This window comes from Finegoldia sp. (genome assembly GCF_046991905.1).
Taxonomy (GTDB): Bacteria; Bacillota; Clostridia; order Tissierellales; family Peptoniphilaceae; genus Finegoldia.
The window spans coordinates 1-4,853 of record NZ_JBKWZF010000092.1 but is presented as its reverse complement, the minus strand read 5'-3'; the positions used below and the strand labels follow the sequence as shown (position 1 = coordinate 4,853).

Annotated in this window: 4 protein-coding genes and 1 pseudogene; 2 read left to right on the top strand and 3 right to left on the bottom strand. The window is 30.3% G+C overall.

The genetic code is table 11. The features are described 5' to 3' along the window. Both ACLUJM_RS12865 and ACLUJM_RS12860 read right to left on the bottom strand, forming a co-directional pair. The coding region (locus ACLUJM_RS12865) for a type II restriction enzyme (RefSeq protein WP_412412988.1) at positions 1–1,119 on the bottom strand (1,119 nt) is incomplete at its 3' end. Continuing rightward, entirely contained in the window at positions 1,106–1,960 is an 855-nt protein-coding gene (locus tag ACLUJM_RS12860) for a DNA adenine methylase (RefSeq protein ID WP_009588671.1), read from the bottom strand. The genes ACLUJM_RS12865 and ACLUJM_RS12860, both read right to left, overlap by 14 nt. A gap of 151 nt (positions 1,961–2,111) precedes the next feature. Between ACLUJM_RS12860 and ACLUJM_RS12855 the strand changes: the two genes are divergently transcribed. Next, positions 2,112–2,828, top strand: coding sequence for a TRM11 family SAM-dependent methyltransferase (locus tag ACLUJM_RS12855; protein WP_008816442.1), 717 nt, complete (start codon positions 2,112–2,114; stop codon positions 2,826–2,828). Between the two features lie 41 nt (positions 2,829–2,869). On the opposite strand, the pseudogene ACLUJM_RS12850 reads toward ACLUJM_RS12855, so the two are convergent. Beyond that, positions 2,870–3,043, bottom strand: a pseudogene (locus tag ACLUJM_RS12850) (TnpV protein); the annotation flags it as partial. Between the two features lie 266 nt (positions 3,044–3,309). Between ACLUJM_RS12850 and ACLUJM_RS12845 the strand changes: the two are divergent. Beyond that, positions 3,310–4,011: a transposase gene (locus tag ACLUJM_RS12845; protein ID WP_008816443.1), complete on the top strand. Its 702-nt coding sequence runs from the start codon at positions 3,310–3,312 to the stop codon at positions 4,009–4,011. Positions 4,012–4,853: the final 842 nt, after the last annotated feature.

Below are 4,853 nucleotides of genomic sequence, written 5' to 3'. Positions count from 1 at the left end.
ATACTGCATTTTATAAATTTTCTTGCCTAAACTTGTTAAAACAGATTTCGCTTCATTCTCTTCTGTCTTTATTTTTTCAAATAATCCTAAATACTTACCTGCATTATAGTAATATTGTGATTGTCTATAAACTGGTTTATTGTTACTAAAATTAAAACCAAAATGCATTAACTCTGCTATTTCTTCATCATTCATTGGATTATCATACATATTTTCTAAAAGTGAAATAATGCGTTCAAATGAATCTGCTTGTACAAATGGAGGAAGATTTTTATTATTTTGATTGTCAGTATATTTAACCCTTGTTTCATTACTAACTTCTATAAGTTCTTCTAATGTTATTTCTGTATCTTGAAGGGAATAGTTCTTATTTTTTATCAATTTAATTGAAGAATAATCATTAATGTCAGTAAATTCATACTCAAATAAGCGATATATTTTATTAGAATAGATCGAAAACACTAATCTAATTGGTTTATTTACTTTAGTTTTCCAAAGTCTATATGGGTAATAAAGTTGTCTCACATGAAAATCGGGGTGTACTACATTTTTTGCTTCCATAATTACTACTGAATCTAAGTTTTCAAATCCACCGTCAATTTCACATTGAGCATTGTTTACTACAATACTTCGCTTTACTCCTCTATGCGTATCTACATTAAAATCGAAAATTCCAGTTCCCATACGGCCATTAAAAGTTCCAACATTTTCATGCGTTTCTAAAAAATCATCAAGAATTTTTGAGAGAATTAATACATTTATTGCATTAGCTTCTGAAGTAATGTTATCCACATCAATACTTTCATACTCAGGTAACTCTACAGAAGTCATTTTTGTAATATGCTCTTCTAATTCTGGAATATCTTGATACAAAAGAAAATCACCTAATACATACGAATGTCTACTGTTAGGTAAAATATTGATTTTATTTTTCTTTAAAATAGAAGGAAGCTGTTCAGAACTATCCCATTTAGACATCAAACGAGGTTCTTTAAATTCTTTAATTTGGGATGCTTCAATATGAAAAATTCCTTTTTCTTCAATTTGGTTTACAATATCATATTTTTCTAATATTTTTTCCCAAGCTTCTTCTACTGATATTTCTTTATTCTTGCTCATAATTGTATATCAACACCTCATTTATCTCGCCTCTAGAATTCCCTTTACTGTTTATAGATCTTTTAGCTTTAATTATCCTTATATTGTAATCTTTGTACAACTCACGAATAAATTCACAATCTGAATTCGATTGTAAGAATTTAATTCCTTTTTTGCTTAATTTGTCACACTCTTTTTTTAATTCTCTTTGTTTATCTGCATTAAACCCATTTTCAGTATATCCAGTAAATGATGATGAAGTTGATATTGGCATATAAGGTGGATCCAGATAAACGATCGCGCCTTTTCTTAACCCTTTTAACACTTCTTTATAATCACCATTTTTAATTGTAATAGCATTATCATTGAAATACTTTGACATTGCTCTAATTACATGTTCATTCACAATATTTGGATTTTTATACTTTCCATAAGGGGAATTGAATTGTCCTGCAGAGTTCACTCTATACAAACCATTATAACAAGTTTTGTTTAAGTAAATAATTCTTGCCGCTTTTTGAACATCTGTCATTTGGCTAAAAAATTCTGTTTTTCTATCATATTCTCTGACCATATAAAAATGTTCGCCTGTATTGTTATCTTTATGAAACTGCAACTCTTTAATCAACTCTTCAGGATGATCTTTTATTACAGTATAAACATTTACTAATTCACTATTATAATCATTTATAATAGCTTTTTTAGGCTGAAATTCAAATAGCACAGCCCCACCACCAATAAAAGGCTCAACATATGTTGAACAATTACTTGGTATCATAGGAATAATTTCATTCAATAGCTGTCGTTTTCCACCGACCCATTTAAGTACTGGGCTTAATAATAAATTCTTTTGATTTGCCATTAAAAACACTCCTTCCTAATCATGGCTATTTTAACATATTCGTAACTAAAACTAAATAGAAAGCCCCCTTCAAAAAAATAAATTTTTTTGAAGTATTTTTAGGAATTTGCTTACTTTAGATCGTATATATAAATAGGAGGTGTATTTTTACATGAATACATATAAATTACAAAACACTACTATTTGGAACTTTCCAGATAGGGGAAACTGGGCTACTCATAAAGGTGATTATAGAGGAAATTGGTCACCACATGTTCCTAAAAATTTAATTTTAAAATATACAGAACAGAAAGATCTTGTACTTGACTGTTTTGTTGGTTCAGGAACCACATTAATTGAAGCAAAATTATTAGATAGAAATGCTATAGGAATTGATATCAATAAAAAAGCTCTTGAAATAACTAGAAATCGATTGAATTTTGATTGCAATAATAATGCACATATACAATTGCATTTAGGTGATGCACAAAATCTAAAAATGGTAAAGGATAATTCGATAGACTTCATTTGTACACACCCACCTTACGCCGATATTATTAAATATAGCAAAAACATAGAGAATGATATATCTAACTTAGAATACAATGAATTTTTAGCACATATGAATCAAGTAAGCAAAGAACTTTATCGTGTCTTAAAGCCATCACATTTTTGTTCTTTCATGATCGGTGATATCAGAAAAAAGGGCAATGTAATCCCATTAGGATTTTTAACTATGCAAACTTTTATAAATAATGGCTTTACCCTAAAAGAAATCATAATCAAAGAACAACATAATTGTAGTTCTACTTCTTATTGGAATGATAAATCTAAAACTTTAGGTTTCTATTTATTAGCTCATGAATATATTTTCGTTTTATACAAGTAAATCCCCATAGCGTGAATACTCCATGAGGATTAACATAACCATTATTGAATAATTAATTCTTTTTTAATTACTTCATCAACAATATTCTCAATCACATTCATCTTTCTTACCCATTCCATTAGATTTTGTTGTTTTAATTGTTCAATAACATGCCATTCAACTTTATATTCTTCCACAAGCAAATCGTGCATCTCCCACGCTTGTTTATCAGTCTCATGTAAGTGGTCATACTATTTATTCCCCATCAAGAGAGCGTTGTAATGCGCCAATGTCATTAAGTTAAAGAATTATAGAGAAGAGGCATTTATACAAAAAAGTATAGGTGTCTTTTTTAATTTACGCTTGACAAAATTTGAAAAATCGTGCGCTCCGTTTCACGCGCCTTTGTAAGGTGTATGAGGTGATCTTATATGATCCTTAGTAATACATCCAGATCTTGCTTTCCCTTCATTTTTGATAAAAGATTAGAGGAGATTGTGGTATGACTTCTATCCATAATCTACTTTTCAATTCTTTGGATAAGATTTTAAATAAGGCGGACTGTTTGAAGTATGAACGACATTTTGTCATACATGAAGGTTCTGACTTTACTCGTAAATCTAGAAAGCTATCTTTTAAAGATACTATTTCATACATCTTGTCAATGGCGGGTAAGCCTATTCGCGAAGAGTTACTTGATTTTTTTCATTATTCAAATAATACTCCAACTGCCTCTGCATTTGTTCAGGCACGTTCTAAGATTTCTTCACGCGTTTTTCAATTTATTCTATACGAACTGAATAAAGCATTTCCACCTAACAATTTATATAAGGGCTATCATCTTATTGCGGTTGATGGGTCTGAAATGCAAATACCACTTGATTATAGTGATCCTGATTCACTGTATAAAAATTCATCTAAAGGTAAATTTTTATCTGCTTTTCATCTTAATGCCCGCTATGATATTTTAAACAATCGTTATTTAGATACGATCGTTCAAGGTATTCATAGTAAGAACGAAGTTAAAGCCATGTGGGAAATGGTTGAACGTTTTCACGAGGATAATGCTATTTTCATTGCGGATAGAAATTATGCAACCTGTAATAATATGGCTCATATCATACATTTGGGTAAGTCCTTTTTGATACGTGTGAAAGATATACACTCGATTTCTAGTCTTTTAATAATTCAATCTGCCAGATGAAGAATTTGATTTGGATTTACATATTACAATTGACAAGAAAATAGACGAAAGATATAAAATCTCAATCAGAAAAATATCGTTTCTTATCTACTACATCTACGTTTGATTTTATCGGTGAACATGATCCTTCGTATGATCTTCATTTTCGCGTAGTTCGATTTAAGCTGGATGGCAGTGAAGAATATGAGTCAATTGTCACAAATTTAAGTCGAGATGAATTTCATAAGGATAATATCAAAGAGATATACAATACTCGATGGTGTATAGAATTATCTTCCGTGACCTTAAATATTTAGCAGATCAGTGTGCTGTTCATACGAAAAAACGAGAAAGCATCCAACAGGAGATTTGGGCAAGAATGATACTGTATAATATATCCTTTATTATGGCTCATCATGTAGTAAATCATAAACCAAAGGTAAAAGGTAAGGATAGAAAGTATTCTTATGCGATAAACAAAAAAATGGCGATACATCATTGTCGCTATTTTATCCAGCATCGTAAAAGAAAAGGCGGTCATCCGCCTGATCTTGAAACACTCATTTCACAAGAACTCTTACCAATCCGTCCAATTCGAAAATGTAAGAGGCATGTGAAATCACAAACGCTAGTATGTTTCAACTACCGCTTTTCTTAATACGATATTATTATAACTCAAAAGTTTATAAATTGCTTGAAAAAGTTCTTTTTGTCATGCGACTTTTTTAGAACACTCTTAATCCTAACTGGATAAGATGAAATAAAATGGCACCCTGTTTGTTTTCATATTCTTAACTTAATGACATTGGTGATGCACAACGTGTTTTTACGCTTGCACAGGAAAAAGGATGCCTTGCATATAC